This is a genomic window from Streptomyces sp. NRRL S-87, assembly GCF_000719335.1.
Lineage (GTDB): Bacteria > Actinomycetota > Actinomycetes > Streptomycetales > Streptomycetaceae > Streptomyces.
The window spans coordinates 1-273 of record NZ_JOGB01000237.1; the positions used below are offsets into that span (position 1 = coordinate 1).

1 protein-coding gene is annotated in these 273 nt (G+C 70.7%); it reads left to right on the forward strand.

Annotated features, from left to right (window positions below; translation table 11 throughout):
- A partial coding sequence (locus IF43_RS37630) for a hypothetical protein (RefSeq protein WP_037891786.1) occupies positions 1-273 on the forward strand: 273 nt, incomplete at both ends.

Sequence of the window (273 nt, forward strand, 5' to 3'; positions counted from 1 at the left end):
ACCGGCACCCTGACCGACACGGCCTCCGCGACCAGCAGCACCCCGCAGGACCCGAACACCGGCAACAACACGGCCACCGCCACCACTTCGGTGAACAACACCCGCGGCTGCACGATCGTCGGCACCTCCGGCACCGACACCCTCACCGGCGGCTTCGGCAACGACGTGATCTGCGCGTTGAGCGGCAACGACACCGTCCGCGCCGGCTACGGCAACGACACCGTCCTGGGCGGGCCGGGCAACGACAACCTCGACGGCGGCTTCGGCGACGAC